The following is a 24020-nucleotide window of genomic DNA, read 5'->3' as shown; positions in this document are numbered from 1 at the left end:
TCGACCCACTGCATTGACCGACTGCTTCACCATTCAGCGAGGAGTGAGCCATGCAAGACATCAAACGAGGCAGAAGGCAGGCCATCAAGACCATCGGCATGGCGCTGGCTGCATCGAGCCTGCCGATGCCCTTCATCAGCACGGCGAGGGCCCAGGAGAAAAGCTTTGCCGGCAAGACGCTGCGTCTGCTCACGTGGTCAGACGACACCGGCGCGGCGGCATTGCGCAACATTGCCGCGACCTTCAGCCAGAAGACGGGTGCACAGGTCATCGCCGATCGCGCCGACGGCACCTCCGGCATGGTCGCCAAAGTGAAAGCGGCGGGAGACCGGCCGACCTACGACGTGATCACGCTCGCGGGAGTGGGCGCCTCGGGCCTCGCGGATGCGGGCCTTCTGATGAAACCCGACCTCAACCGGCTGCCCAACCTGAAGGATGTCGCCGCGCAGTACCGGACCGGCGCCAATGGCTTCGGAATCGGCTATCTGCTGTGGTCGGACGGTCTCGTCTACAGCACGTCGTCGGTCAAGACGCCGCCGTCGACCTACGAGGCGCTTTGGGATCCCAAATATGCGGGCCGGATTTTCCTGCCGCCGCCTGAATGGGCCGAAGCAGTCGATCTCGCGATCATCGCCGCCAAGATGGCGGGCGGCTCGCAGCAGAACATCGAGCCGGGCTTCAAGAAGCTCGCGCAACTGAAGGACCGGGTGCTCACGCTCGGAGAGAATCCGAACCAGGTCGCGGACCTGTTTCGCACCGGCTCGCTGGATATCGGCGGCATCTACTCACCGGCCTTCTTTCCCAATCAGTTGCGCAAGCCCGAGTACAAGATGGCCGTCACGTATGGAATGAAGGAAGGCTTCGCGACCCAGTTGATGTTCACGGTGATCCCGAAGGCGCATCCGGGCGACATCGACCTGATCCACGCGTTCATCAACCATTCGCTCGACGCCGGCGTGCAGGGCCGCATGGCCGCCGACGTGCTGAACGGTCCGGTGAACTCGAAGGCGGTGATCCCTGCCGAAAGCCGCGCCTTCGTGCCCTCTTCCCAGCAGATCGCGGAGAACGCCGTACTGCACGACGACAAGGCGCTGGCCGCGGTGCAGCCGGCCTGGATCAAGCGCTATACGGAAATCTTTTCGGCCTGACATCCATGTCCGCACTTTCCTTCCGCCGCAGGACAGCAGCAATGGCAGGCGTTGCCTTCGAACAGCCGGCGGCGCCCGCGCTGCCCAGGGTGCCGCCATGGGTGTTGCTCGCGCCGATCCTGGCGTTTCTCGCCGTGCTCGTCGCGGCCTCGCTCGCGGTGCTGCGCATGAGCTTCGGCGTATCGGGGAATGAGTGGCATGCGCTCACCTTTCGCAATTACGCCGACCTCCTCGACGCGTACTTTCTGCGTTCGCTCTGGCTCACGCTGAAGCTCGCGTTTCAGAGCATGGTCTGCGCGGTGCTGCTCGCGATTCCCGTGGCGCTCGCGATGGCGCGCACCCAGTCGCGGCTCGCTCGCCGGCTTCTTCTTGCGGGCGTGCTGCTGCCGCTGCTCGTCAATCTGCTTCTGCAGGGTTACGGCTGGCTCGTGATGCTCGGGCCGGCCGGCATGCTGAATCACGCACTGCTCGCCGCCGGCGTCATCCGGCGCCCGGTGCAGTGGCTTTATCGCGAAAACGGCGTCCTTCTCGGACTGATCCAGACCGCGTTCCCGCTCGCCGTGCTGCCGCTCGCAAGCGCGATGCGCGCCATATCGCGCGCTTACGAGGAGGCGGCCGCAACGCTCGGCGCGACCCGCTGGCAGACGCTGCGCCACGTCGTCCTGCCGCTCGCGATGCCCGGCCTCGTGTCCGGCGCGCTGCTCGTCTTCGCTTACAACGCGAGCGCGTTTGCCGTACCGCTGCTGCTCGGGGGCCGTCGCGTGCCCATGCTCGCCGTACTCGTGCATGACCAGGTGGCTCCGCTCCTGAATTGGCCGGCCGCGTCGGCATCCGGCGTGGTGCTGATGGTGGCGACGCTCGTCGTCATGTCGGTGTCGCAACGGCTCGTGCGCGGCATGCAACGCACGGAGGCATGCTGCTCATGACGACCTTGCGACTCTCCACGGCCATGCCGGGACGGCTCAGCCGCGCAGCCAGCCTCCTCGCGACCCTCGTGCTCTTTCTCGCGGCCTTGCCGATCCTGACGATGATCACGATGTCGTTCGGCGATTCGGATACGCTCGAATTCCCGCCACGGAGCTTCGGGCTGCACTGGTACAAGACCGCGTGGCACACGTTCGTCTCGCCCGACGCAAGCGACGTGCTCTCGATGGGCACCGCCCTGACGACGAGCCTCATCGTCGCGGTCTCGACGATGATCATCGCCACCGCCATCTCGGTTCCCGCGGCCTATGCGCTCTCGCGCTACCGCTTCCGCGGCAAGGCGGTGATCGAGCAACTGGTCGCGCTGCCGCTCGTCTATCCGCTCGTGATGCTCGGGCTCTCGCTGCTGCTCGTGTTCAACGTGCTGCCCATCGAGCTCGGCATAGTGCGGCTCGTCATCGCGCACGTGATTCTCGCCTTGCCGTTCACCGTGAAGAACTGTGCAGCATCGGTCGCATCCATCGGCCCCGAGTTCGAGGAAGCCGCGTGCCTGATGGGCGCGAGCCCGCGCCGCGCAATCGTCGATGTGATCTTGCCGCTCATGCGGCCCGGCATTCTCGCCGGCATGCTGTTCGCCTTCATCATCTCGTTCAACGAATTCACGGTGACGTTCTTTCTGTACGGCATCGACACGATGACGCTGCCCATCTGGCTGTACAGCCGCACCGTGTCGTCGCTCGATCCGACCGTGTTCTCGTTTGCGGTCGTCATCGTGCTCATCGACTTCGCGTTGATCTGGCTGCTCGAGAAGCTGGTCGGCGATGAAGGCGTCGCGCTGTAAACGGGGAACCTTCATGACTCATTTGACACTTCAGGCCGTGACGAAGCGCTTTAACACCGCATACGCAGTCGATCATGTCGATCTCGCCGTGCCCGACGGCAAGCTGGTGTGCTTTCTCGGACCGTCCGGCTGCGGAAAGACGACGCTGTTACGAATCATCGCGGGCCTCGAGACGCCGTCGTCCGGGACCGTCGCCTTCGCCGGCCGCGATCTGACGCATGTGCCGGCGAACCAGCGCGATTTCGGCATGGTGTTCCAGTCGCTCGCGCTCTTCCCGCACATGACCGTCGCGCAGAACATCGCCTATCCGCTGCGGCTGCGCCGGGTCGCGAAGGACATGCAAGCCGCGCGGGTCGCCGAGCTGCTCGAGCTGATCCGGTTGCCGCACATGGCGGACCGGCCGGTATCGCGGCTGTCGGGCGGGCAGCGCCAGCGCGTGGCCATTGCGCGCGCGATCGCGTCGTCGCCTAAGCTGCTGCTGCTCGACGAACCGCTCTCCGCGCTCGACGCGAAGCTGCGCGAGGCGATGCAGGTCGAAATCCGTCTGTTGCAGCAACGGCTCGGCATCACGACGATCATGGTGACGCATGACCAGCGCGAGGCCATGACGATGGCCGATGAAATCGTCGTGATGGAAAAAGGCCGCATCGCACAGGTCGGGAAGCCGCTCGACATCTATCGCAATCCCGTCAGCGAGTTCGTCGCGGATTTCATCGGGCTCGGCAACATCCTGCCCGTGACGTTCGACGGCGCGGACCGCATCGGGCTTCCCGGAGGCCAGCAGATCGTCGTCGATGCCGCGCTGCGCGCGCACGATGCGCCAGGCGATGTCCGCTTGCTGATTCGCCCCGAAGACGTGTCCGTGCGGACAGATCTCCCGAACCCTCGCAATCCGGGCCCCAACGTGCTGGCCGGAAAGGTGACGTTCATCCGGGATGTCGGCTCGTCGCTCGAAGCCACCATCGATTGCGCCGGCTTCACGCTTACGGCGGCCACGTCGCCACGCGAGACGCCGGACCTCCGGGTGGGCATGCCCATCTTCGCGGAGTTGCCGCCCCACGCCTGCAAGCTCATCGCGGCACGCGCCGCGCACTGATTTCACGCCGTTCAAAGTCCAGTCACAGGAGACATCTTCATGAACACCACGAACCCCGCGAAGCGCTTCCTCGCGCGCACGTCCGCCCTCCTCGCTCTCTCCGGCATCGCGGGACTTGGCGCATTCGCCCCGCTGGCGCAGGCCGACGCGCTCGACTCGATCAACAAATCCGGTGTCGTGCGGATCGGCGTCTTCGAGGACTATCCGCCGTTCGGCTCGATCGGCCCCGACATGAAGCCGCAAGGCTATGACATCGACGTGTCCGGCCTGATCGGCAAGACCCTCAACGCGAAGGTCGAACTGATTCAGGTCACGGGCGACAACCGCATGGCTTACCTCGTCGACCATAAAGCCGACATGCTGCTCTCGGTCGGCAAGACGCCGGAGCGCGAAAAGGTCATCGACTTCTCGCAGGCGTATGCGCCGTACAACCTGGCGGTATTCGGTCCGAAGTCGCTGGCCGTGAAGAACGCGGGCGACCTGGCCGGCAAGAGCGTGGCGGTTGCGCGCGGCACGCTCGAAGACCTGAGCGTGAGCAAGGTCGCGCCGCCGTCCGCGACCATCAAGCGATTCGATGACCCGAACGGCGCGATCTCCGCGTTCCTCGCCGGGCAGACGCAATTGCTCGTCGTGGGCAACGACGTGGGCGCAACGATCATCGCCCGACATCCGTCGATCGATCCCGAGCAGAAATTCTCGCTCTTCAGCTCGCCCGATCACGTGGGCCTGAACAAGAACGAGCCGCGCCTCAAGCAGAAGGTGGACGAGGCCATCGCCGCCGCGAAAAAGGACGGCACGATGAACGCCATCTCCCAGAAGTGGCTGCGCGCACCGCTGCCGGCCGATCTTTGATGCGCTTCTCCTTTCCGCTCACTCGCGCGCCGGAGGCGCCTCGATGACCTACACGTTCGATTTCAGTGACTTCGGCCTCTACGTGGACGTGATCGCGCACGGCGTCGCGGTCACGCTCGGCCTCACCGCCGCATCCACGCTGCTGGGCGGGCTGGTCGGCATCGGTGGAGCGTGTCTCGCCGTGACGGGGTCGAAGCCGGTTCGCGCCGTGGTGGCCACGTATGTCGAGCTCATTCGCAACACGCCGTTTCTCGTGCAGCTCTTCTTCGTGTTCTTCGGGCTGCCCAGCCTCGGCGTGCACATCGGCGAAATCGAGGCCGCCGTGCTGGCGATGACCGTGAACCTCGGCGCATACGCCACCGAAATCGTTCGCGCGGGGATCGACTCGATTCCGCGCGGACAGGTCCAGGCCGCGATGGCGCTCGGCTTGCGGGGCCCGCACGTGTTCCGCCACGTCGTATTGCCACAAGCGCTCGCCAATGTGTTTCCGGCGCTGCTCGGGCAGGTGCTGATCGTGATGCTCGGCTCGGCGGTCGTATCGCAGATTTCGGTGTCTGACCTCACGCATGCCGCCAGCTTCATCCAGTCGCGCAACTTCCGTTCGTTCGAGTGCTACGTCATCGTCACCGCGATTTATTTGCTGCTGTCGATCGTGCTGCGCATGCTGATCAACCGGCTCGGCAAACGGCTGTTCGCGGGACGCAGCCCCCGCGGCGTCACAATCGCGCCGCGACGCGGCTGGCGCGGCCTCTTTTCACTGCGTGTCGGCGCGGCCGACCCCGGCCTTCCGAAGGAGCGTTCACGATGATCGAGTTCACGCTATGGGATATCGCGCGCAACCTGACGCTCGCCGCGCGCTGGACCGTTCTGCTGTCGTTGATCGCGTTCGTCGGGGGCGGCCTGACGGGGCTGGCGCTGCTCGCCATGCGCGTGTCGCCGCTGCCGTGGCTGCGCCGGGTGGTGGTGCTCTATGTCGAAGTGTTCCAGGGCACGCCGCTTCTGATGCAGCTTTTCCTCGGGTTCTTCGGCTTGCCGCTGCTGGGTATCGAAGTGTCGCCCTGGGCGGCCGCGACCGTCACGCTCACGCTCTACACGGGCGCCTGCCTCTCCGACATCTGGCGAGGCTGTGTCGAGGCGGTGCCGCGCGGTCAATGGAGTGCCGCGGCGAGCCTCGGCATGACGTGGACGCAGCAGTTGCGTTATGTCGTCTGGCCGCAGGCACGGAAGATCGCCGTGCCGCCCACCGTGGGTTTTCTCGTGCAGGTCGTGAAGAGCACCGCGCTCACGTCGATCATCGGGCTCACCGAGCTGACCAAGACCGGAACCATGATCACGAACGCGGTGTTTCGCCCCTTCCCCATCTACGCCCTCGTCGCGTTGCTGTACTTCGCGATGTGCTTTCCGCTGACCTGGTATGCGCGTGCGCTCGAGCGCCGGTATCGGGTCGGCAGGCATCGCTGAAGCTCGCCGCGGTGCCTAACGTCCTTTCCAAACGGGTTTGCGCATGATTTCCATCGGTAACGTGTCGAAGTGGTACGGCCAGTTTCAGGTTCTCAACGGCTGCACCACCACAGTCAACAAAGGCGAAGTGGTCGTGGTCTGCGGACCATCCGGCTCCGGCAAGTCGACGCTCATCAAGACCGTCAACGGGCTGGAGCCGTTCCAGAGCGGGACCATCATGATCGATGGCGAGGCCGTCCACGACAAGCGGACCAACCTGTCGAGACTGCGCTCGAAGGTCGGGATGGTGTTTCAGCATTTCGAGCTGTTCCCGCACATGTCGATCACGGAAAACCTCACGCTGGCGCAGACGAAAGTGCTGGGGCGCTCGAAAGACGAAGCGTCCGACAAGGCGCTGCGTCTGCTCCAGCGGGTCGGCCTGCGCGCGCACGCCGACAAGTATCCCGGGCAGCTTTCCGGCGGCCAGCAGCAACGCGTGGCGATCGCGAGAGCGCTGTCGATGGACCCGGTCGCCATGCTGTTCGACGAGCCGACTTCGGCCCTCGATCCGGAGATGATCAACGAAGTGCTGGACGTGATGGTCGAATTGGCACAGGAAGGCATGACGATGATGTGCGTGACGCACGAGATGGGGTTTGCCAGAAAGGTCGCGCACCGGGTGATCTTCATGGATCACGGGCGCATTGTCGAAGACGACGACAAGGACGCGTTCTTTGCACATCCAAGGTCGGATCGCGCGCGGGAATTTCTGGGCAAGATACTTCATTAGCACCGTGCGCCTGTCGCCCTCATCCCGCGCGCGGCTTGCTACTATATTTTTGGCTGACATGATTTCCATGATCGGAGACACGCTCCATGCGACGACTTCCTCCGCTCAATGCGCTGCAGATCTTCGAGACGGTCGCGCGTCACCGCAGTTTCACGCGCGCGGCTGAACATCTGTGCCTCACGCAAGGGGCGATCAGCAGGCAAATTCTCGCGCTCGAGGAATACTTCGGGTTTCCGCTCTTCATACGGGGCGCAAGGGGACTGACGTTGACGGCTGAAGGTGACGTGCTGTTACCGGTCGTCAGAGAGGGCTTCGCGCGTATCGAGGAGGTCTCGCTGCGCCTCACGCGCCAGCGCACGGATCTTGCGCTGAAAGTGCCGACCTGCGTGATGCGATGGATGCTGCCGAGGATCATGCGCTTTCAGACCGAGCATCCCGAGCTGCAACTGCAGATCACGACGACCTGGCAGCATGACGTCGACTTTCAGGTGGAATCGTTCGATGCGGCGATCATCTATGGTTCGTCGCCCGGCGCGGACGTGCACGCCGTGCCGCTCTTCGACGAACAACTCACGCCCGTGTGCTCGCCGGATCTGCTCAGCGAAAGACCGCTCGCCGCCGCGCCGGATCTTGCGCATCATGCCCTGCTGCATCCGACGCGCGATCACCGGGACTGGAAGTTATGGCTCGACCGCGCGGGGGCGAGCGAGGTCGACGCGACGCTCGGGCCGACATTCGAGACACTGGATCTCGCGACGAATGCCGCCATGCAGGGCTTCGGCGTCGCAATCAGCGACCGCACCCTCGTCAGCGAAGACGTGGCGGCCCGGCGCCTCGTCATGCCATTCGACACCGTGCTCGAGACTGGCTCACGCTATTACTTCGTCTATCCGGACTGTGTTGCGAATCAGCCGAAGGTCAAGCTCTTCAGCGACTGGATCATGCGCAATCGGGATCTCGCTGCAACGGCCAGATAATGCGGGTCGATGTGAAAGCCACACCACCTTGCCCGGACTGAAAATGCGCTTCGGATCACGCGCCGCCGTGTCGCGCGCGGGTGAACGCATGTCGTGAATCAAGGCATGAATGCCTTCGTGCGCGACCGCAGAATGCCTGGGAGATGGGTCGTCCTCGTTGCCTGTTTGCTCTTCCTTGTTCAGCTGAACATTTCCGGCCGCAAGTCGCTTACCTCGATGATCACATCGGCCGGCAAATTCGCCCGGCGTGCAGCCGCGCGGATGGCGTCGGCACTGGGCGCCTCATACAGGCAATAAGTCTTTTTCTTGTCCGCGCTGAGAAACGAAAAAAGCCATTCGACGCCTTCCTCATCGTTGATTCTTTTCACCGTCGCGGCGCTGTCGTTCGTGACCTCGAGTTGCTCCGCAAAATTACGTTCGATCATAAAACGTGGCATGGCATTCTCCGTGAATGGTGACAGCAGATCGCACCTCGGACTGTGCAATTCCCTGTGCTAGTTCCTCGCCCCCGCTCCCGTGCGTACACCGTCAATGCGCTCGATGAGAGCGAACATCTTGAGTTTTCTGGCTTCTGCCGCCGCCATCGAAAGCAGATGCCGGGCTCGTGCTCTATCTTCGACATGATTTCGCTCCGCCAGCATGAGCGCGTATTCATGCCGGCTATGCGCGAGCCAGGGCCAGGCTCGCAAGCGCTCGTCCATGCGCAGCGCATATTCGAAATGCTGTCCGGCAGCTGACCAGTCGCCGAGCGCATGGGCCAGCATGCCGAGAAACCGTGCCGCCGATCCGCAGCAGAGGGTAAAGACAGGGACCGTGACGACCTGATCCCGGAAAGGCAGGAGAAGGCTGTAAATCCTTTCGGCATGTCTGAGGTCCCGCAGGCGGGCAGCAACCTCCGCCAGATACGTCAACGTGACGAGCCGCTTGCTGTCCATGGGGATGCCGGAGTCCGATTCCGCGAGCCGATCGAGATTGTCGCGGGCCTGCGCCTCGAAGCCGAGATCGCTGCAGATCAACATGAATCCGGGCCGCCACATCGCGTCCTCGGAATGCTCGCCGATAAACCTCTTGAAGATCGGCGCTACTTCGGCGAGCCGGCCCTGTTCGCGGCGAATCGAGAACATTTGCATGCCGTAGACCCCCGTCGCGAGATTGGCGTCGGCGCTCTGCGCCATCTGCAGCGAGTCGCGAGTCTTGTGCTCCGCCTCGGCGAAGTCACCGACAAGTATGGCCCGCATCGCCTGCGCGCCGGTCACGCACCACTTGTCGACGAAGTGCTGTCCACTGGCGGCAATTTGCCGATACCGCTCCAAGGCACTCTCGAACCGGTCTACCTCGCCGATCTCCAGGTATCCGGCAAGACATCGAGCGCATGCATGACCGATGGTGTGCGCATCGCCGAGATTCTCCGCTATCTGCCGCAACTCCAGCAGCACGCTTTCACGCTCCGGAAACCGGTCCGCGGGCAACGGGAGCGCGCCGACATGCATCAGCTCGCACGCCAATGCGTCGAACAAGCTCGGCAGATCGTTCAGGCGTCGCGCGAGAGCGACGGCCTCCTGAGCAAAATCGCTGCCTTGTTCCCGTGCGCCCGTCATATGAAGCGTGCGGACGAGGCGGCTCAACAGGCGGCACCGCTCGACCGATTCCTCGGTGCCGGTCAGGGCGAGTGCCTCTTCCAGCAACGAAAGCGATGCGTCACCGGAGCCTTCGAGGAACGTCTCGGCGGTGTCGAACTCCAACGCTGCCTGGACCAGATACGAAGTGAGGTTCTGTTCGCGGGCAATTCGGGCCGCCTCGCGGAAGGTTGCAACGGCCTCGCGTTGCGCCAGCCGGAGTTCCGCCCTGCCCCTCGTCAGCAGCAGGGGCAGCAGGCGGGTGGCCCGATCCGGCTCAACGTAGGCGCATCGGTCGATCAGTTCAAGTCCGCGCTGCACATGGGCAATTGTCTCGGCGTAGGCGGCGCCCGCAAGCGCTCGTTCCCCGGCACGCTGCCAATACGCAATCGCGCGATCCGGCAGCTCGGCCGCAGCGAAATTCTGCGCGATCAATTCGGGTTGCCGCTCGACGATGTCCGGATAATGTTCTTCGAGAGCGACTGCGATCAGCGCGTGGTAGTGACGTCGGCGCGCAAGCAGCAGCGATTGGTATGCAATCTCCTGGATCAACGCGTGCCGGAACAAATACGTGTCGCCCTCAGCGAATTTCCCTGACGCCGGAACTATGATTTCGGCTGCGATCAGGCGATCGAGCGTTTCCTGCAGCTTGTCCTTCGGCCTGAATGTGATCAGGCCAAGCAGTTTCCTGTCGAACTCGCGTCCCATTGTGGCCGCCACTTGCGCGGTTTCCCTGACGGTGGGCTCAAGCCGGTCGAGCCTCGACAGCAGCGACCCCTGCAGCGTGTCGGGAATCGCGATCGTCTGCGGCGTGCCTCTCAACTCGTAGCGGTCACCGGCATCCTGCAACAGATCGCTCTGGAGAACGACCTTGGTCAGTTCCTCGACGAAGAGCGGCACACCGTCTGTCTTGGAGACGATCTGATCGAGTACGGGGTCTGGAATCCGCTTGCCTCCCGTCAGGCGCTCGATCATCCCGACGCAGTCGTGGCGGGACAGCCGATCGAGTTTGCGTTGTACGAGATACGGGAAAGTCCATCCCGGCTCGAACTCCGGCCGCGCCGTTATCAGCACCAGGAGCCGCGCGGACCCCAGTCGTTCAAGCACGAGCCGAACGAACTCGAGGGACGACGGATCGATCCAGTGCGCGTCCTCCACGACGACGAGCACCGGCTGAACGCGCGCCGACGCTTCGAGCATGGCTATGAGCACGTCCAGCGTTCGGCGCTTGAACGAAGGAGAAGATGTGTCGATTGCCGGATGTCGCGCGCCTGCGGGCATTGCAAGCAAGTTCGCAAGAACCAGAAGTGTTTCGTCGGCATCGACGCCGAGTCTTGCTATTCCCGCCTTTAGACGCTCCAGGTCCGACGCGTCCGACGCGTCGGGACCGACGCCGAAAGAACGCTGTAGCCAGCGTAGTACCGGCCAAAAAGGGCTGTTGCGATAGTACACGGAACAGTGGAGCGAAACGATCGCGTGCGGGTCTTCACGGATGCTCTCGCAGAGCGCCCGCAGCACGCGAGATTTTCCGATTCCGGGTTCGCCGGTCAACAGCACGCAGCGCATTTCGCCATCGACACTCTGCCTCCAGCGCTGCGTGATCATGTCCAGTTCCGCAGCCCGGCCGATGAGCGGCGTCACACCGTGGAGCGCCCTGAGTTCGAAGCGATCGATGGCATCCGCCTGCGCCAGAACGCGTTGGACCCGGACCGGCCCCGTGACCCCTTTCAGCTCTCGCCAACCGAGGTCTTCGAGCTTGAACGATCCTTCTATCAGGCGTTGCGCTGTCGGCCCCACGACGATGGCATCGGGCGCAGCGAGTGCCTGCAGCCTTGCGGCGATGATTGGCGCTTCTCCGACGATCGCCTGATGATCCAGCGAAGATCCAGCGCCGATAGCACCGGCGACGACGAGTCCCGTTTCGATTCCGATCCGAACCTGCAGGCGAACGCCGTACTCGGCTTCGACATGATCGTTAGCTTCGAGGAGCGCCGCTATGGCGGCGAGCGCGGCGAGCACCGCGCGCGTGGCATCGTCTTCGTGCGCGTTCGGGTAGCCGAAATACACGAGCAGGCCGTCGCCGATGTATAGCGCGATATGGCCTTCATGAGATTCGACTGCGCGTGCACAGGCGTGGTGGTAGCGTCCCAGAAGGCGTCGCATGTCCTCAGGGTCGAAGCGCTCCGCCAACGCAGTGGAATCGATCAGGTCGACAAACATGACCGTGACTTGCCGCCTCTCGGCCTCGCTGGCTTCAGGTGCAGGCAATGAAGATGAGGCTGTGCGGCCCTTCGTCCGCTCGAGCGAATGCGCGCGGGCGCCGGTCAGCGCCGCAAGCCCTTTTACGAGCCGCTTGCGGTCGCCGAGCGTAAGGCCGAGTTCCTTCAGGTCGCGCTCGGAAAGGTCCCCGAGCACATCCCAGTCGATCCCTTGTGAGATGAACCTCGCAGCGTGAGCGCCGAGGCCAATCTGCGCTAACCATGCAGCCAGATCGTCGGTCATTGCTGGATCTCTGGAACACCGCCCAACGTTATCATCCGCGAGCTTTTGAAACTTGTCACGCCCCTTTCGCGCCGGTTTCGACGCATGTATGGACAAAAGCGCGCGGCGTGCGTCTTTTAAGTATGCGGGAAGAACACTGCGCCGCCTGGTTGCTTGTCAATCTTCCTCCCGCGTCCCGACATGCAAAGTCGCAGGCCGGAGCCTCATTCCCCGTCGTCCAGACGGCCCATCGTTTCAGGCACGATGAACGCGCCAATGAGAAACAGCACGCTGATCCCGATGAGCGCGACTGCGAGCACCATCGGCAAATCGGTGGGCGATCCCGCGAGCACGGAGACGACTGTCGGCATCATTCCGCCCACCGCGAAGCCCAGATTCCATGACAAGCCGGTTCCCGATGCGCGGATCGCCGTCGGAAAGCGTTCGTTGAGGAAGATGAGGATCGGCGCATAGCCCGCACTGCCGAGCGCGCTGAGCGCGATCGCATAGAAGCCGATGAGCCACACGCCGTCCGCATGCGGCAGCGCGAGATAGAGCAGCGGAAAGCAGATCAGACGCACAATGCCGAGCCAGATGAAACTGCGCTTGCGGCCGATCATCGTGCTCAGATGGCCCGCCGCTGTCGATGCGATCACCACCGCGACGCTCGACCACATCAGAATCCAGCCCGCGCTCGATGCGGACGTGTGCGTGACTACCTTGAGGAAGGTCGGCAGGTATCCCGACGTGAGGTAATAGCCGCTTCCGCCTCCGATGGTCAGCATCAGATTGACGAGCAGAATCGAGCGATACTTCTTCGAGAACAGGACGCGCAGCGGTGAAGCAGCCGGCGCTTCCTGCGTGACGCCCTTCGCACGCGCCGCGGCGTGCTTGCGCGCCGCGAGCTCGGCCCAAAGCGGTGATTCTTCAAGCCGATTGAAGACGAACACACCGAGTACAGAGCTCACGATGCCCGCGAAGAACATGCAGCGCCAGCCCCACACTTCGAACGCGGCGCCCGGAAAGGCCGCGGTCGTCGCGAGATAGACGAGCGATGCGAGCAACGCGCCGAGCCCCGCGCCACCGCCGCCGACGAACCCGGACACCGCGCCGCGCCACTTGAGACTGACGGTCTCCGTGCCGATCGTATGCGTCGACGCAACCACGCCTCCGACGAACACGCCCTGCACGAGACGCAGCACGAGAAAAAGCATCGGCGCGATGACACCAACCTGCGCGACGGTCGGCAACATGCCGAATGCGGCGGTCGAAACGCCTACGCCAACCACAGACACCACCATCGCGCGCTTGCGGCCGTGCTGATCGGCGAACGAGCCGAATATCGCTGAGCCGAGCGGTCTCATCAAGAGCGTCACGGCGAACGACGCATACACGGCCGCAAGCGACAGCATCGGATTGGACGACGGAAAGAACAGATGCCCGATCACGGGTGCCACGAACAAGACAACGAACAGGTCGAACAGATCAAGCGCCCATCCTAGACAAGAGGCCATGACGGCGACGGCCACCTGGCTTCCCCTCACGCCTTGCGCGACTTCACCGCGTCTAAATACTTCGTCCATTTTCGATCTCCGTATTTAATAGTTAATTCGGATATCTATATATCCGATTGATATGCCATGCCTTCTTGAACGCCTTACGTGGCGCTTCTTAACGTTCGGGTTCGTATTCGCCGCTGGAAAGCTTGCGCCGCAGTATCTTTCCGACGGGAGATTTCGGTATCTGATCGACGAACACGTATTCGCGCGGACGCTTGAAGTTGACAAGGTCCGAGTTGCGGCAGAATTCGTCTAGTGCGCTTTCGTCCACGGACTGGGATCGCTTGACGAACGCGACCACTTTCTGGCCCCAGCGTTCATCCTTGACGCCCGCGACCGCGACTTCATCGACGGCGGGATGCAGCGACAGAACCGACTCGATATCGACCGGCGATATGTTCTCGCCGCCGCTGATGATCATGTCGTCGACGCGGCCAGTGACATAGATATCGCCGTCCGCATCGACGTAACCGGTATCGCCGGTGAAGTACCAGCCGTCGCGCAAGGACTTCGCGTTCGCATCGGGACGGTTCCAGTAGCCTTCGAACGCTTCGTCCCCAAGCAACTCGACAATGATCTGACCTTCCTCACCCGTTGCCGCGGTCTGTCCCGGCGACGCAGCCTCCAGCTTCACGACGCGCAAGCGCGTATTGAGACCAGCACGCCCCGCGCTTCCCGGCTTCTTCGTCGCGTCCTGATCGACGCTGAACGTGTACACCTCCGACGAGCCATAGTGATTCACGAAGAGCTCCGGTTCGAACGCGGCCGAGCAGCGTTTGAGCAGGCCGTCGTTCATCGGCGCGCCGGCAAAGCCCAGCTTCGTGACCGAACGGATGCGCGTTGTCGAAAACCCGGGCGCGGCGAGCAGATCGTGATAGAGCGTCGGCACGAGATACAGGCAGGTCAACGCATGCGCTTCGATCGAGTCGAGCGCAAGCGTTGCGTTCCATCGCCGCACGCAGACGAAGAGCCCATCGACAAGCGCCATCGCGAGCAGCGAGCGCACGCCCATCGTGTGATAGAGCGGCATCACGCCGAGCGTGCGTTCTCCGCGCCGATAAAGATTCTGCGCGACATGCGCGAGCGCGGCGGCCCGCTCATGTCGATGCCTGCGCGGCACGCCCTTGCCCATGCCCGTCGTGCCGGAGGTGTAGAGCATCACCGAGCAATCGTCGGCGGATGCTTCCGTGGCAAGTTGCGCCGGCATGGATGCGCGAAGGTTATCGAAGGTATGCGTCGCGCCCTCGACATCGTCGAGCCCGATACGCGCGATCTCCTGCGCAGCCGCGCTTTGCGTCACGGCTTCGGCGGAAACGCTCTCATAGACGATCGCTCGCGCGCCCGCATCGGTCACGCTGTAGTTGAGCTCCTCGGGCTTGATGCGCCAGTTCAACGGCACAATGACAATGCCCGTGAATTGACACGCCCAGTGCAGCGTCGCCATTTCCCAGCGATTCTGCAGCGCGACGAGCAAGCGATCGCCGCGCGCGAGGCCGAGCGCTTTGAGGCCCGTCGCGACCCTGGCGACTTCATCGAACCACTGCGCGTAAGTGAGCGCGATATCGCCATCGACGAGCGCGAGCGCGTGCGGGCTGCGCTCCACCGTTTGCATGAACGTGCGGCCGAGATCAAACATGGCTCGCCTCCTGCTCGCGCGATTGCGCCTGCCGAAGCTTCGCCACTTCGAGCACCGCCGCGACGATCGGCGTATACCCCGTACAGCGGCACAAGTGCCCGGAGAGCATCTCGCGCACCGCGTCTTCATCGGGATCCGGTACGCGCTGCAGAAAGTCCGTGCACGACATGAGGATGCCCGCCGTGCAAAAGCCGCACTGCAAGGCATGATGACGCGCGAACGCTTCCTGAAGATCGCCGAGCGTCTGCGCGGATGACGACAGCCCTTCAACCGTATCGATGCGCCGTCCATCCGCCTGCACCGCGAGCATCAGGCACGAACGCGCGGCCACGCCATCGACGAGCACGGTACACGCTCCGCATACGCCATGCTCGCAGCCGACATGCGTACCGGTCGCGCCGAGCTCATGACGCAGAAAATCGGAGAGCAGCTCGCGCGTTTCGCATGCGCCGCCACGCGTGACGCCGTTGAGCTCCAGCGTCACGCTGCATGACGCGTCTTCTGCAAGCGCGACGCTGAATGCATCGCCGGAACTTGTGTATCTGGTCGTTCTCACTTCGCCTCCTTTATGACTCGCCACCCGAGCTCACGCACGAGATGCCGTCGATATGCCGCGCTGACATTCGCGTCGTCGCGCGCGCCAAGCTTCCAACTCAAATCGTTCAATGCACCACGCAGTTCGTCGCCTTCGAGTCGCGGCAGGCATTCGAGCATGGGCCTGTCGGCAACGCCGCCCACGCCGATGCGAATCGCCTCGTCTGTCACGACCGCCGCGCACGAGACGAGCGCGAAATCGCCATGACGCGCCGAGAATTCAGTGAAGGCAAAGCGCTGTCCTGGCCTCTTCAGCGGAAAGCGCACCGACTCGACGAGTTCATCCGGCTCGCGGGCGGTCATCAACATGCCCTGAAAGAAATCGGCTGCGCTCAGCGTGCGCCTGCGCTTCGCGGAGCGCAGCGTGACATCGCCGCCTAACGTAAGCAGCGCGAGCGGCAGCTCCGCGCTCGGGTCCGCATGCGCGATGGAACCGCACACCGTGCCGCGGTTCCTGATCTGAAAATGCGAAATATGAGGGAACGTCATGCGCAGAAGCGGTACTTCGTCGTGAAGCGTCTTGCGCCATTCGACGCTGCCCTGCGTCGCAGCCGCGCCAACGACGAGATGTCCCGATTCCACGCGCACTGTATTCAACTCCGCCGTGCGCGAGATATCGATGAGCCAGCGCGGCTGCGCGAGCCGCATGTTGAGCACGGCCATGAGCGACTGGCCGCCCGCGAGCACGCGCGCATCGGCGCCGGCCTGCGCGAGCGCATCGAGCGCGTGGCGAGTGTCTTGCGCGCGCAGATACGCAAACGGCGCGGGCTTCATGACGACCTCCGCAACTTTGCGAGCAGGCGTTCGAGCCACGACGAATTCGTGCGTACGGTCTTGCCGGATGCCTGTCTTCCAAGCGATTCGAAGAGCTGCCGCAATACCACCTGCGCCGCGCCCTCGAGCATGCGCGCGCCGACTGCCGCGACCTTGCCCGACACTTGCGCTTCATAGTCGTACGCGAGCAAGGTGCCCTTCGCGGTCGGCTCCAGTTCGACGATTCCTTCGCCTTCCGCGCTGCCGAGCGGCGAAATGCCCGCGCCCGCGAGACGCAGGCGGCGCGGCGCATCGATGTCGGAGAGACCGATCTTCGCTTCGAAGCGCGCCTTGATCATGCCCACGCCAACGGTCACATCGGCGCGATATTGATTCGGCCCAATGGTCTCCAGCGCATGACAGCCCGGCACGACCTTGGCGAGGGCATCGGGGTTCATCAACACCGCGAAGATGGCTTCGGGCGTCGCTTCGAGCTCGACCTTGCCTTGCGCGGTGAGCGCCTTGCCACCGCCTGCGGGCTTCTTCGCGGGCGCTGCTTCGCGATACTCGGGCCGGGACGGCGGCGGATCGTTTATGCCGATCATCGCCATCACTTTCGCCGGCGTGAGCGGCAGACGAATGTCCGTCACACCGATCGCGTCGGCCACTGCATTGGCGATGCAAGGCGGCGTGCTCATGTTGTTTCCTTCGCCGAGTCCCTTCGCGCCGAGCGGCGTGAAAGGCGAAGGTGTTTCCAGATGCACGATGATTGGATCGGGCACTTCGCAGGTCGTCGGCATCAGATAGTCCGCGAGCGTGCCCGACTGAAAGCTGCCGTCCGCGCCATAGCGAAACTCTTCCATCAGTGCCGCACCCAGCCCTTGCGCGAACGCGCCGCGAATCTGACCGTCCGCGAGCGCGGGATTGAGCAACGTGCCCGCATCGTGCGCGGTCACATAGCGGTCGATGTGCACGCGCCCCGTCGCGCGATCGATCTCGACGCCGCACATGTCGAACGCGAAGCCATAGCAAGCCGACGTATTGATGCGATCCTCGTCGTCGGGCGCGGTCATGTTCGGCGGATTCCAGAACACGGTTTCGCGCAGCCCCGGCTCCTCCCCTTCGGGCAAGAGCGCGGGCGCCCAGTGCGGCGCGTTGCTCGCGGCGCGCGCGAACGGCAATGCTTTATCGGGCGCTTGCCGCATGAACACGCGTCCGCCTTCGAAGCACACGTCCTGCTCCGTGCAAGCGAACTGCTTCGCAAGAATGCGCGCAAGCTTGTCTTTTACGCGCGTCGCGGCGAGATGCACCGTGCCCGCAACCGCCCCCGCGAAGCGGCTCGAATAGTTGCCGGCGGCGACGGACCACGCATCCTTATGCGTATCGAACTCGACATTCACGACGATATCCGCGGGATCGAGGCCGAGCACATCCGCGACCACCTGCGCGCACACGGTCATGTGACCTTGTCCCGCCGGTGTCGAAGCAATGGTGACGATCACGCCGCCCATCAGATCGACACTCACGGTCGCGCTCGCGATCGCACCGCTCTTCGGCCCCGCCTTGCGACGCGCTTCGGCGGGCATCGCGGTCGTGATGTAACCCATGTTCGACACGGACGGCTCGACGATCGCCGCGAAGCCGATGCCATAGAGACGCCCTTCCTTGCGCGCGGTGTCGCGGCGCTTCTTCAGCTCCTCGTATCCACCTTGCGACAACGCGCGCGCCAACGCTTCCTGATAGTTGCCCGAATCGAGCAATGCGCCCGCCGCCGCGCGATACGGAAACGCATCGGCCCTGACGAAGTTGCGGCGATAGACATCGAGCACATCGAGCTTCAATTCTTCCGCGATGCGCTGAATCAAACGCTCCAGCGAGAAATAGACTTGCGGTCCGCCGAAGCCGCGCACGAGCCCGGTCGGGGTCTTCGTCGTCAACGCGACGCGATTGCGCACGAGCAGATTCGGAATGTCGTACGCGCCCGTCAGACACCCATGCATGCGATAAAACGTGGCGGGCTCCGGCGCGCGCAGATAACCGCCGCAATCCTCGATCTGATCGTAAGACAGCGCGATGATGCGTCCATCGCGTTCGACGGCGGCTTCGAGCGTCGCGAGGCGCGCGGTCGCCGAGGTCGCCGCGCTCAGATGCTCCAGCCGGTCCTCGACCCACTTCACGGGCGCGCCGCATTTTCTCGATGCGAGGCACATCAGCACCACATACGGAAACACCGCCTGCTTCACGCCGAAGCTGCCGCCCGAATCGCGCGGCGCCTTATGACGCAGACGATTGGCGGGCACTTTCAGCGCCATCGACATGACCGCGTGCAGCGAGAACGGGCCCATGAAGTTCGAGGTCACGTCATAGCCTTCGTTGCCCGGCAGGCACTCGGCGATCACGACGCCGCATTCGATCGGCGCACACGTGTTGCGCGGATAGTGCGTGGTGATCGACACGCGATGCGGCGCGCTGTCGAACGCCGCTTCGGGATCGCCATAGCGAAAGCGGCGGTCGCTCACCACATTGCTGCCGATCTTCTCGTGAAGCACCGGCGCGCCGTCGGCGATGGCCGCCTCGATCGATACGACCGGCTGCAGCGGCGCATAGTCCACCTTGACGAGATCGAGCCCGTCTTCGGCAATGGCGCGCGACTCGGCGATCACCACCGCAACCGGCTCGCCGCTATAGCGCACGCGATCCATCGCGAGCGCCCAGTGCTCCATGGGCGACTTCACACCGACGACGAACGGTTGTGACCACGCGCGCACCTCGTCGCGTGTGAGCACCGCGCGAACGCCCTTGTGCGCAAGCGCCGCGCTTGCGTCGATGCTCCGGATCTCCGCATGCGCGTAAGGCGAGCGCAGCACGGCGGCATGCAGCGTGCCTGTCTTGACGGCGATATCGTCGCCGTAGCGGCCGCGGCCCGTCAGAATCGCGGGGTCTTCGAGACGTTGCATCGGGCGGCCCACATGCCGGCGATGCGTCACTTGTGTATCGTTGCGATCGGAAGCGATCGGTGGCGCCTGACGTTCCTTCAGCGCGGTATCGGTATCGGTGTCGCTCACGCGTGTCTCCTGCCTGTGCTGTGTGCGATGTTCAAAAACAGCGTGCCTCGCATGCAAGGCGAGACACATCGCAGTGTCGATTCAATGTACTGCCGGAGCGCGCCAACTCGCTTACCAAGCGGTCGGGCGAATTACCTTGCAGTCTGATGCTTTTCGCGAGGCAAGCCTTTGTGACAGACGTGACGATCCAACGCACGCGGGACACCGCGTGCGCACTCACATGCCGCACTCAGATCTGCACTTGTTTGGAATCGGCTTCGTACAACTGCACCACACGGCGATACTCGCTTGGCGTGATGCCCAGGTTCTGCCTGAAGAAGCGCGAGAAATGCGCGGGTGCCGAAAATCCGAGACTGTATGAAATGTCCGTCAGCGAATGCGCGCTCGCGGATAAATCGTTGATTGCCGTTTCCATGCGCAGCACGTTCAGATACACATTGGGCGTCACGCCCGTGCAGCGATGAAAGAGCGCGAAGAAATGTGCGCGCGACAGCCCGCAATGCTCCGCGAGACGGTTCATGTCCGGCTCGGCGCCCGTGTTCTCGCGCAGATACGCAATGGCCTTGCGAATGCGCGGATCGCTCGGACGCCGGCCCGACAACTCCATTTGCCGCGAGAGCTCGTGCCAGCTTCGGCTCGGATCGATCACCGAAAGCATCAGCTCGAAGAGCAGCCCTTCGAGACGCTCGGCGGCAACGCTATCGGCCCACCACATTTCCATTGCGAGTTCTTCGGCCCGCTTCTTCGCGTGGCTCGACATGCGCACGCACGACTGCGGAAAGAAACGAGGATGACCGCCGCTCACGAGCGGATGCTGAATGGTGGTCAACCAGTCCGGCTCGATATACATCGCGAGAATGACCGTACGCTGCTCGACGTGTTCAATATGACGATACGCGTGCGGTTCCCATGGATTGATCAGCACCGCGGTGTCGTCGGTCAGCGGCTGGAGCTCATCGTGAACGGAAAAGAACGTGTCCGGCCCTGCCGCCTTGATCAGAAGGTGGCAATGATGATGCGCGTGCTGAACGAGCGGCGCATCCATGTCGAGCAGCGCCACTCGCCCAAAACGTCCCTGATAGATTTTGATCGCACTAGACACTCGTTCCGCCTCACTCCATGCTGCTGCCGCTTTCCGCGGCTTATTCTGAAGAAAGTTTAGACTCCCTCTTGCTCAAGAGCCCTTGAACGCGGCCTTGCGCTTTTGATGAAACGCTTCCACGCCCTCGCGGAAATCGTCAGAGCTGCGCAGGCGGCTGTAATTGAGCCCTTCCAGTTCGATAGCGACGGAAAGTGGCGCATCCTCCGTATCGTTCAGGAGTTTCTTCGCGGTGCGCTGCGCGAGCGGCGAGAACGCGAGCAACTCGCGGGCGAGTGAATCCGTTGCGCTTTCCAGCTCGGCATCCGCAACGAACTCCGTTGCGATGCCCCACTCGTAAGCCTGCGATCCGGTGATCCGGCGCGAGCGCATCACGATGTCCTTCGTGCGCCCGATGCCTACCATCTTTTGCAGACGCGCGGAGCCGCCCGAACCGGGAATCTGTCCGAGCTTTTGCTCGGGCAATGCGTACAGCGTGGTTTCCGTTGCGATGCGGAAATCGCATGCAAGCGACAACTCGAAGCCGACGCCGAAGCAATAGCCGCGATTCGCCGCGATGACCGGCTTGCTGCAACGCGCGGGCGACGCGACATTCCACGCGAGCTTCGCCACATGTTCCGGCGATGCTTCGATAAAACCCTTGATATCGCCGCCGCTTGAAAAGTGCTCGCCTTTCGCGCGCACGACGATCACGCGCACATCATCGTTGGCGTCGAGCGATTCGAACGTCAGGCGCAGTTGCTCCCGCTGATGCATCGACACGATATTGAACGGCGGTCTATCCAGCACGATGTCGGCGCGCGAATCCACGAGATTGAATTCGACGTGAAAGCCGTCGAGTTCGGCGAGCAGCGAATGAGCTGGGTGAGCGAGCTGAGTCATGAACATATCCTTCGATGATCGAATTCCTGAACTGGGTTGGTTGAACCACGGCTCAAGTATCGACGCCTTCATGACATCCTGCTTACCCGGAATTCCGGCGAGTTACCCGTGAGTCTGATTTTGCGCCTCGGGGAAAATACCCATCTCGCTATGGCGCTATATCTGCACGGTCAAATCGATTGTCTGCGCTGGGCGCAGGCCGACTGCAGTCCTGAACACTGGAATGGCTTCATAAAACTCACGGTGCGTCGTTGGAATGCAGCAACGTCGTACGGAAATGTTCCACGAGCGGCCGCAGGTTGACCTTGTGCCATGCCGCCCACAGCGCGGTGCGATAGCTGAACCACGAAAGCTCGCGGAGCACGACACCGGCCGGTGCCTGATGACGCAGGCTCTGCTGGATCATGGTGAGCCCGAGGCCGGCCGCAACGAGTCCGAGCGCGGCCAGCGGCTCTGTCGCCTCCAGCGCGATATCGGGTGTGAAGCCCGCCTTCGCGCACGCGGCAACGAAGTTGTCGTGCCGCAAGACACCTTCCGTGTGCGTCACGCCAATCCACTTCTGCGCCGCAAGGTCATCGGGCGTGATGCGCTCTGCGTTCGCGAGCGGATGCCCCTCGGGAATCGCAAGCAGCATGGGATCGTCGAGCACCTGCGCGGCTTCGAGATCGGAGTCGTCGGACGCCGGGGGGTCGCAGACGAGCGCGATGTCGAGGCTGCGCTGACGCAGACCTGTGAGCTGCTCGCCCGAGTGATGGTTGTAGAGCGCGATGTGCACGTCCGGCCTGGCAGTGCGCAACTGCCGCAGTGCGTCAGGCAGGACGCCCGAGTGCATCGCGTTTTCGATGTACCCGATGCACAGGCCGCCTTCGTCGCCGCGCCCAAGCCGCCGCGCGAGCGATTCGAGGCGCTTCGCATGGGTGAGAAACGCCTGAGTTTCGGCAAGAAAGGTGCGCCCGTCCGTCGTCAGACGAATGCGCTGCTGCGAGCGCTCGAACAGCGTCAAACCCAGGTTTTCTTCGAGCTGAGCGATCTGCCGGCTGAGCGGCGACTGCGAAATATGCAGCCGTTCGGCCGCCCGGCCGACATGCTCTTCTTCCGCGACCGCCACGAAATAGTGCAACTGTCGAATGTCTAGCATGTAAGACCTTTTGGGACTCAAGTTTGTCAAATTTTATCTTAGACAGACTTAACTCGTCATCCTAGACTTGCGCTACCGACTCAACACAAGGAGCAAGTCGATGAGTATCAAGGATAAATTGCCTGCTGGCACCCTTCTTGGCTTCGGCACGGCGCCCTTAGGGAACATGTTCCGCAACATCCCGGAAGAGGAAGCGCTCGCGACTGTCGAGGCTGCATGGAACCAGGGCGTGCGTTATTTCGATACGGCCCCCCTGTATGGGGCCGGCCTGTCCGAAATCCGTCTCGGCGCAGCACTCGCGGGCCACAAGCGCGACGAATACGTCCTGAGCACGAAAGTGGGCCGTGTGATTCTCGACGAAATCGAGGACGCCGAAGCGCGCGATCTGGGCGAGAAAGGAGGCGTGTTCGCGTTTGGCCGTCCGAACAAGATCGTCAACGACTATTCGGCCGACGCGACGCTACGCTCCATCGAAGACAGTCTTCAGAGACTGAAGACCGACCGTCTGGATATCGTCTGGGTCCACGACGTTGCGCAGGACTTTTACGGCGACGAATGGCTCTCCGTGTTCGAATCGGCCCGCAAGGGCGCCTTTCGTGCACTGACCCGTCTGCGCGAAGAAGGCGTCATCAAGGCCTGGGGACTCGGCGTGAACCGTGTCGAGCCATGCGAACTGCTGCTCGATCTCTCCGAAACGAAACCGGACGGCTTCCTCCTCGCAGGCCGTTATTCGCTGCTCGATCACGACCGGGCATTGCAGCGCCTGATGCCGGCCGCTGCCGCGCAAAACGTCGAGATCGTCGCCGGCGGTCCCTACAGTTCGGGCGTGCTGGCGGGAGGTGCGAACTTCGAATACCAGAAGGCATCGCCCGAGATCCTCGAGAAGGTCGCGCGTATCAGGGCAATCGCGGATCGCCACAACGTGAGCGTCAAGGCCGCAGCGCTGCAATTCGTGCTCGCCAATCCGGTCGTCGCCGCGGTGATTCCGGGCGCGAGCAAGCCGGGACGCATCGCGGAAGACCACGCTGCGGTCAAGGAAGTGATTCCGGCGGACTTCTGGCGCGAGTTGCGCGAGCAACATCTCGTTGCCGCGAGTGCACCACTGCCCGCCAACGCATAAGGAGATCGA

The 24020-nt window shown here is 63.2% G+C and carries 20 protein-coding genes; 10 read left to right on the top strand and 10 right to left on the bottom strand.

The window, feature by feature from the left end; translation table 11 throughout:
• Positions 1 to 50: 50 nt before the first annotated feature.
• The 9 genes from AC1Z32_RS37280 to AC1Z32_RS37240 all read left to right on the top strand — a co-directional run bounded on the left by AC1Z32_RS37280 (position 51) and on the right by AC1Z32_RS37240 (position 8068).
• Positions 51 to 1148, top strand: a complete 1098-nt coding sequence (locus AC1Z32_RS37280) for an ABC transporter substrate-binding protein (RefSeq protein WP_483483874.1) — start codon at positions 51 to 53, stop codon at positions 1146 to 1148.
• A gap of 41 nt (positions 1149 to 1189) precedes the next feature.
• Positions 1190 to 2074, top strand: a complete 885-nt coding sequence (locus AC1Z32_RS37275; RefSeq protein ID WP_483483873.1) for an ABC transporter permease — start codon at positions 1190 to 1192, stop codon at positions 2072 to 2074.
• The gene (locus AC1Z32_RS37270) at positions 2071 to 2913 is read left to right on the top strand and encodes an ABC transporter permease (RefSeq protein ID WP_483483872.1); all 843 of its coding nucleotides are present in this window, start codon (positions 2071 to 2073) and stop codon (positions 2911 to 2913) included. Before AC1Z32_RS37275 ends, AC1Z32_RS37270 begins: the two co-directional genes overlap by 4 nt.
• Positions 2914 to 2926: 13 nt before the next feature.
• The gene (locus AC1Z32_RS37265) at positions 2927 to 4009 is read left to right on the top strand and encodes an ABC transporter ATP-binding protein (RefSeq protein ID WP_483483871.1); all 1083 of its coding nucleotides are present in this window, start codon (positions 2927 to 2929) and stop codon (positions 4007 to 4009) included.
• A gap of 39 nt (positions 4010 to 4048) precedes the next feature.
• Complete coding sequence (locus AC1Z32_RS37260) at positions 4049 to 4861, top strand: transporter substrate-binding domain-containing protein (RefSeq protein ID WP_483483870.1); 813 nt, start codon at positions 4049 to 4051, stop codon at positions 4859 to 4861.
• Between the two features lie 43 nt (positions 4862 to 4904).
• Positions 4905 to 5669: an amino acid ABC transporter permease gene (locus tag AC1Z32_RS37255; RefSeq protein ID WP_483483869.1), complete on the top strand. Its 765-nt coding sequence runs from the start codon at positions 4905 to 4907 to the stop codon at positions 5667 to 5669.
• Positions 5666 to 6322 carry an amino acid ABC transporter permease gene (locus AC1Z32_RS37250; RefSeq protein ID WP_483483868.1) on the top strand — a complete coding sequence of 219 codons (657 nt, stop codon included), beginning with the start codon at positions 5666 to 5668 and terminating at the stop codon, positions 6320 to 6322. The genes AC1Z32_RS37255 and AC1Z32_RS37250 overlap by 4 nt, the downstream gene beginning before the upstream one ends.
• 43 nt (positions 6323 to 6365) lie before the next feature.
• Positions 6366 to 7091: an amino acid ABC transporter ATP-binding protein gene (locus tag AC1Z32_RS37245; RefSeq protein WP_483483867.1), complete on the top strand. Its 726-nt coding sequence runs from the start codon at positions 6366 to 6368 to the stop codon at positions 7089 to 7091.
• A gap of 86 nt (positions 7092 to 7177) precedes the next feature.
• Positions 7178 to 8068, top strand: a complete 891-nt coding sequence (locus AC1Z32_RS37240; RefSeq protein ID WP_483483866.1) for a LysR substrate-binding domain-containing protein — start codon at positions 7178 to 7180, stop codon at positions 8066 to 8068.
• A gap of 179 nt (positions 8069 to 8247) precedes the next feature.
• On the opposite strand, the gene AC1Z32_RS37235 is transcribed toward AC1Z32_RS37240, so the two are convergent.
• From AC1Z32_RS37235 to AC1Z32_RS37190, 10 genes are all read right to left on the bottom strand, one after another.
• Positions 8248 to 8553: a nickel-binding protein gene (locus AC1Z32_RS37235; RefSeq protein WP_483483865.1), complete on the bottom strand. Its 306-nt coding sequence runs from the start codon at positions 8551 to 8553 to the stop codon at positions 8248 to 8250.
• 9 nt (positions 8554 to 8562) lie between these two features.
• Positions 8563 to 12186, bottom strand: a complete 3624-nt coding sequence (locus AC1Z32_RS37230; protein WP_483483864.1) for an ATP-binding protein — start codon at positions 12184 to 12186, stop codon at positions 8563 to 8565.
• A gap of 203 nt (positions 12187 to 12389) precedes the next feature.
• Entirely contained in the window at positions 12390 to 13748 is a 1359-nt protein-coding gene (locus tag AC1Z32_RS37225) for an MFS transporter (protein ID WP_483483863.1), read from the bottom strand.
• 88 nt (positions 13749 to 13836) lie between these two features.
• Positions 13837 to 15360 (bottom strand): AMP-binding protein, encoded by a 1524-nt coding sequence (locus AC1Z32_RS37220; protein ID WP_483483862.1) that lies wholly within the window; start codon positions 15358 to 15360, stop codon positions 13837 to 13839.
• Positions 15353 to 15844, bottom strand: coding sequence for a (2Fe-2S)-binding protein (locus tag AC1Z32_RS37215; protein ID WP_483484147.1), 492 nt, complete (start codon positions 15842 to 15844; stop codon positions 15353 to 15355). The genes AC1Z32_RS37220 and AC1Z32_RS37215 overlap by 8 nt, the downstream gene beginning before the upstream one ends.
• A 68-nt stretch (positions 15845 to 15912) precedes the next feature.
• Positions 15913 to 16728, bottom strand: coding sequence for an FAD binding domain-containing protein (locus AC1Z32_RS37210; protein ID WP_483483861.1), 816 nt, complete (start codon positions 16726 to 16728; stop codon positions 15913 to 15915).
• A complete protein-coding gene (locus AC1Z32_RS37205) occupies positions 16725 to 19721 on the bottom strand; it encodes a xanthine dehydrogenase family protein molybdopterin-binding subunit (RefSeq protein WP_483484146.1) in 2997 nt (998 codons plus the stop codon). Before AC1Z32_RS37205 ends, AC1Z32_RS37210 begins: the two co-directional genes overlap by 4 nt.
• Before the next feature lie 280 nt (positions 19722 to 20001).
• Complete coding sequence (locus AC1Z32_RS37200) at positions 20002 to 20874, bottom strand: helix-turn-helix transcriptional regulator (protein WP_483483860.1); 873 nt, start codon at positions 20872 to 20874, stop codon at positions 20002 to 20004.
• Positions 20875 to 20946: 72 nt separating this feature from the next.
• Positions 20947 to 21753 (bottom strand): enoyl-CoA hydratase/isomerase family protein, encoded by an 807-nt coding sequence (locus tag AC1Z32_RS37195; protein ID WP_483483859.1) that lies wholly within the window; start codon positions 21751 to 21753, stop codon positions 20947 to 20949.
• 238 nt (positions 21754 to 21991) lie between these two features.
• Positions 21992 to 22891, bottom strand: coding sequence for a LysR family transcriptional regulator (locus tag AC1Z32_RS37190; protein WP_483483858.1), 900 nt, complete (start codon positions 22889 to 22891; stop codon positions 21992 to 21994).
• A 100-nt stretch (positions 22892 to 22991) separates the two neighbouring features.
• On the opposite strand from AC1Z32_RS37190, the gene AC1Z32_RS37185 reads away from it, so the two are divergent.
• Positions 22992 to 24011, top strand: coding sequence for an aldo/keto reductase (locus tag AC1Z32_RS37185; protein WP_483483857.1), 1020 nt, complete (start codon positions 22992 to 22994; stop codon positions 24009 to 24011).
• Positions 24012 to 24020: the final 9 nt, after the last annotated feature.

It is taken from the genome of Caballeronia sp. 11_S32, assembly GCF_056930355.1.
Note: the sequence above shows the minus strand (reverse complement) of the source record. Positions and strands in the feature narration are given on the sequence as shown.

Bases quoted from the DNA above. Each gene is read 5' to 3' on its own strand.
- AC1Z32_RS37210 (WP_483483861.1), bottom strand. From the start codon at position 16,728: ATGAAGCCCGCGCCGTTTGCGTATCTGCGCGCGCAAGACACTCGCCAC.
- AC1Z32_RS37185 (WP_483483857.1), top strand. From the start codon at position 22,992: ATGAGTATCAAGGATAAATTGCCTGCTGGCACCCTTCTTGGCTTCGGC.
- AC1Z32_RS37220 (WP_483483862.1), bottom strand. From the start codon at position 15,360: ATGTTTGATCTCGGCCGCACGTTCATGCAAACGGTGGAGCGCAGCCCG.
- AC1Z32_RS37265 (WP_483483871.1), top strand. From the start codon at position 2,927: ATGACTCATTTGACACTTCAGGCCGTGACGAAGCGCTTTAACACCGCA.
- AC1Z32_RS37230 (WP_483483864.1), bottom strand. From the start codon at position 12,186: ATGACCGACGATCTGGCTGCATGGTTAGCGCAGATTGGCCTCGGCGCT.
- AC1Z32_RS37190 (WP_483483858.1), bottom strand. From the start codon at position 22,891: ATGCTAGACATTCGACAGTTGCACTATTTCGTGGCGGTCGCGGAAGAA.
- AC1Z32_RS37225 (WP_483483863.1), bottom strand. From the start codon at position 13,748: ATGGACGAAGTATTTAGACGCGGTGAAGTCGCGCAAGGCGTGAGGGGA.
- AC1Z32_RS37240 (WP_483483866.1), top strand. From the start codon at position 7,178: ATGCGACGACTTCCTCCGCTCAATGCGCTGCAGATCTTCGAGACGGTC.
- AC1Z32_RS37280 (WP_483483874.1), top strand. From the start codon at position 51: ATGCAAGACATCAAACGAGGCAGAAGGCAGGCCATCAAGACCATCGGC.
- AC1Z32_RS37245 (WP_483483867.1), top strand. From the start codon at position 6,366: ATGATTTCCATCGGTAACGTGTCGAAGTGGTACGGCCAGTTTCAGGTT.
- AC1Z32_RS37195 (WP_483483859.1), bottom strand. From the start codon at position 21,753: ATGACTCAGCTCGCTCACCCAGCTCATTCGCTGCTCGCCGAACTCGAC.
- AC1Z32_RS37250 (WP_483483868.1), top strand. From the start codon at position 5,666: ATGATCGAGTTCACGCTATGGGATATCGCGCGCAACCTGACGCTCGCC.
- AC1Z32_RS37275 (WP_483483873.1), top strand. From the start codon at position 1,190: ATGGCAGGCGTTGCCTTCGAACAGCCGGCGGCGCCCGCGCTGCCCAGG.
- AC1Z32_RS37255 (WP_483483869.1), top strand. From the start codon at position 4,905: ATGACCTACACGTTCGATTTCAGTGACTTCGGCCTCTACGTGGACGTG.
- AC1Z32_RS37260 (WP_483483870.1), top strand. From the start codon at position 4,049: ATGAACACCACGAACCCCGCGAAGCGCTTCCTCGCGCGCACGTCCGCC.
- AC1Z32_RS37270 (WP_483483872.1), top strand. From the start codon at position 2,071: ATGACGACCTTGCGACTCTCCACGGCCATGCCGGGACGGCTCAGCCGC.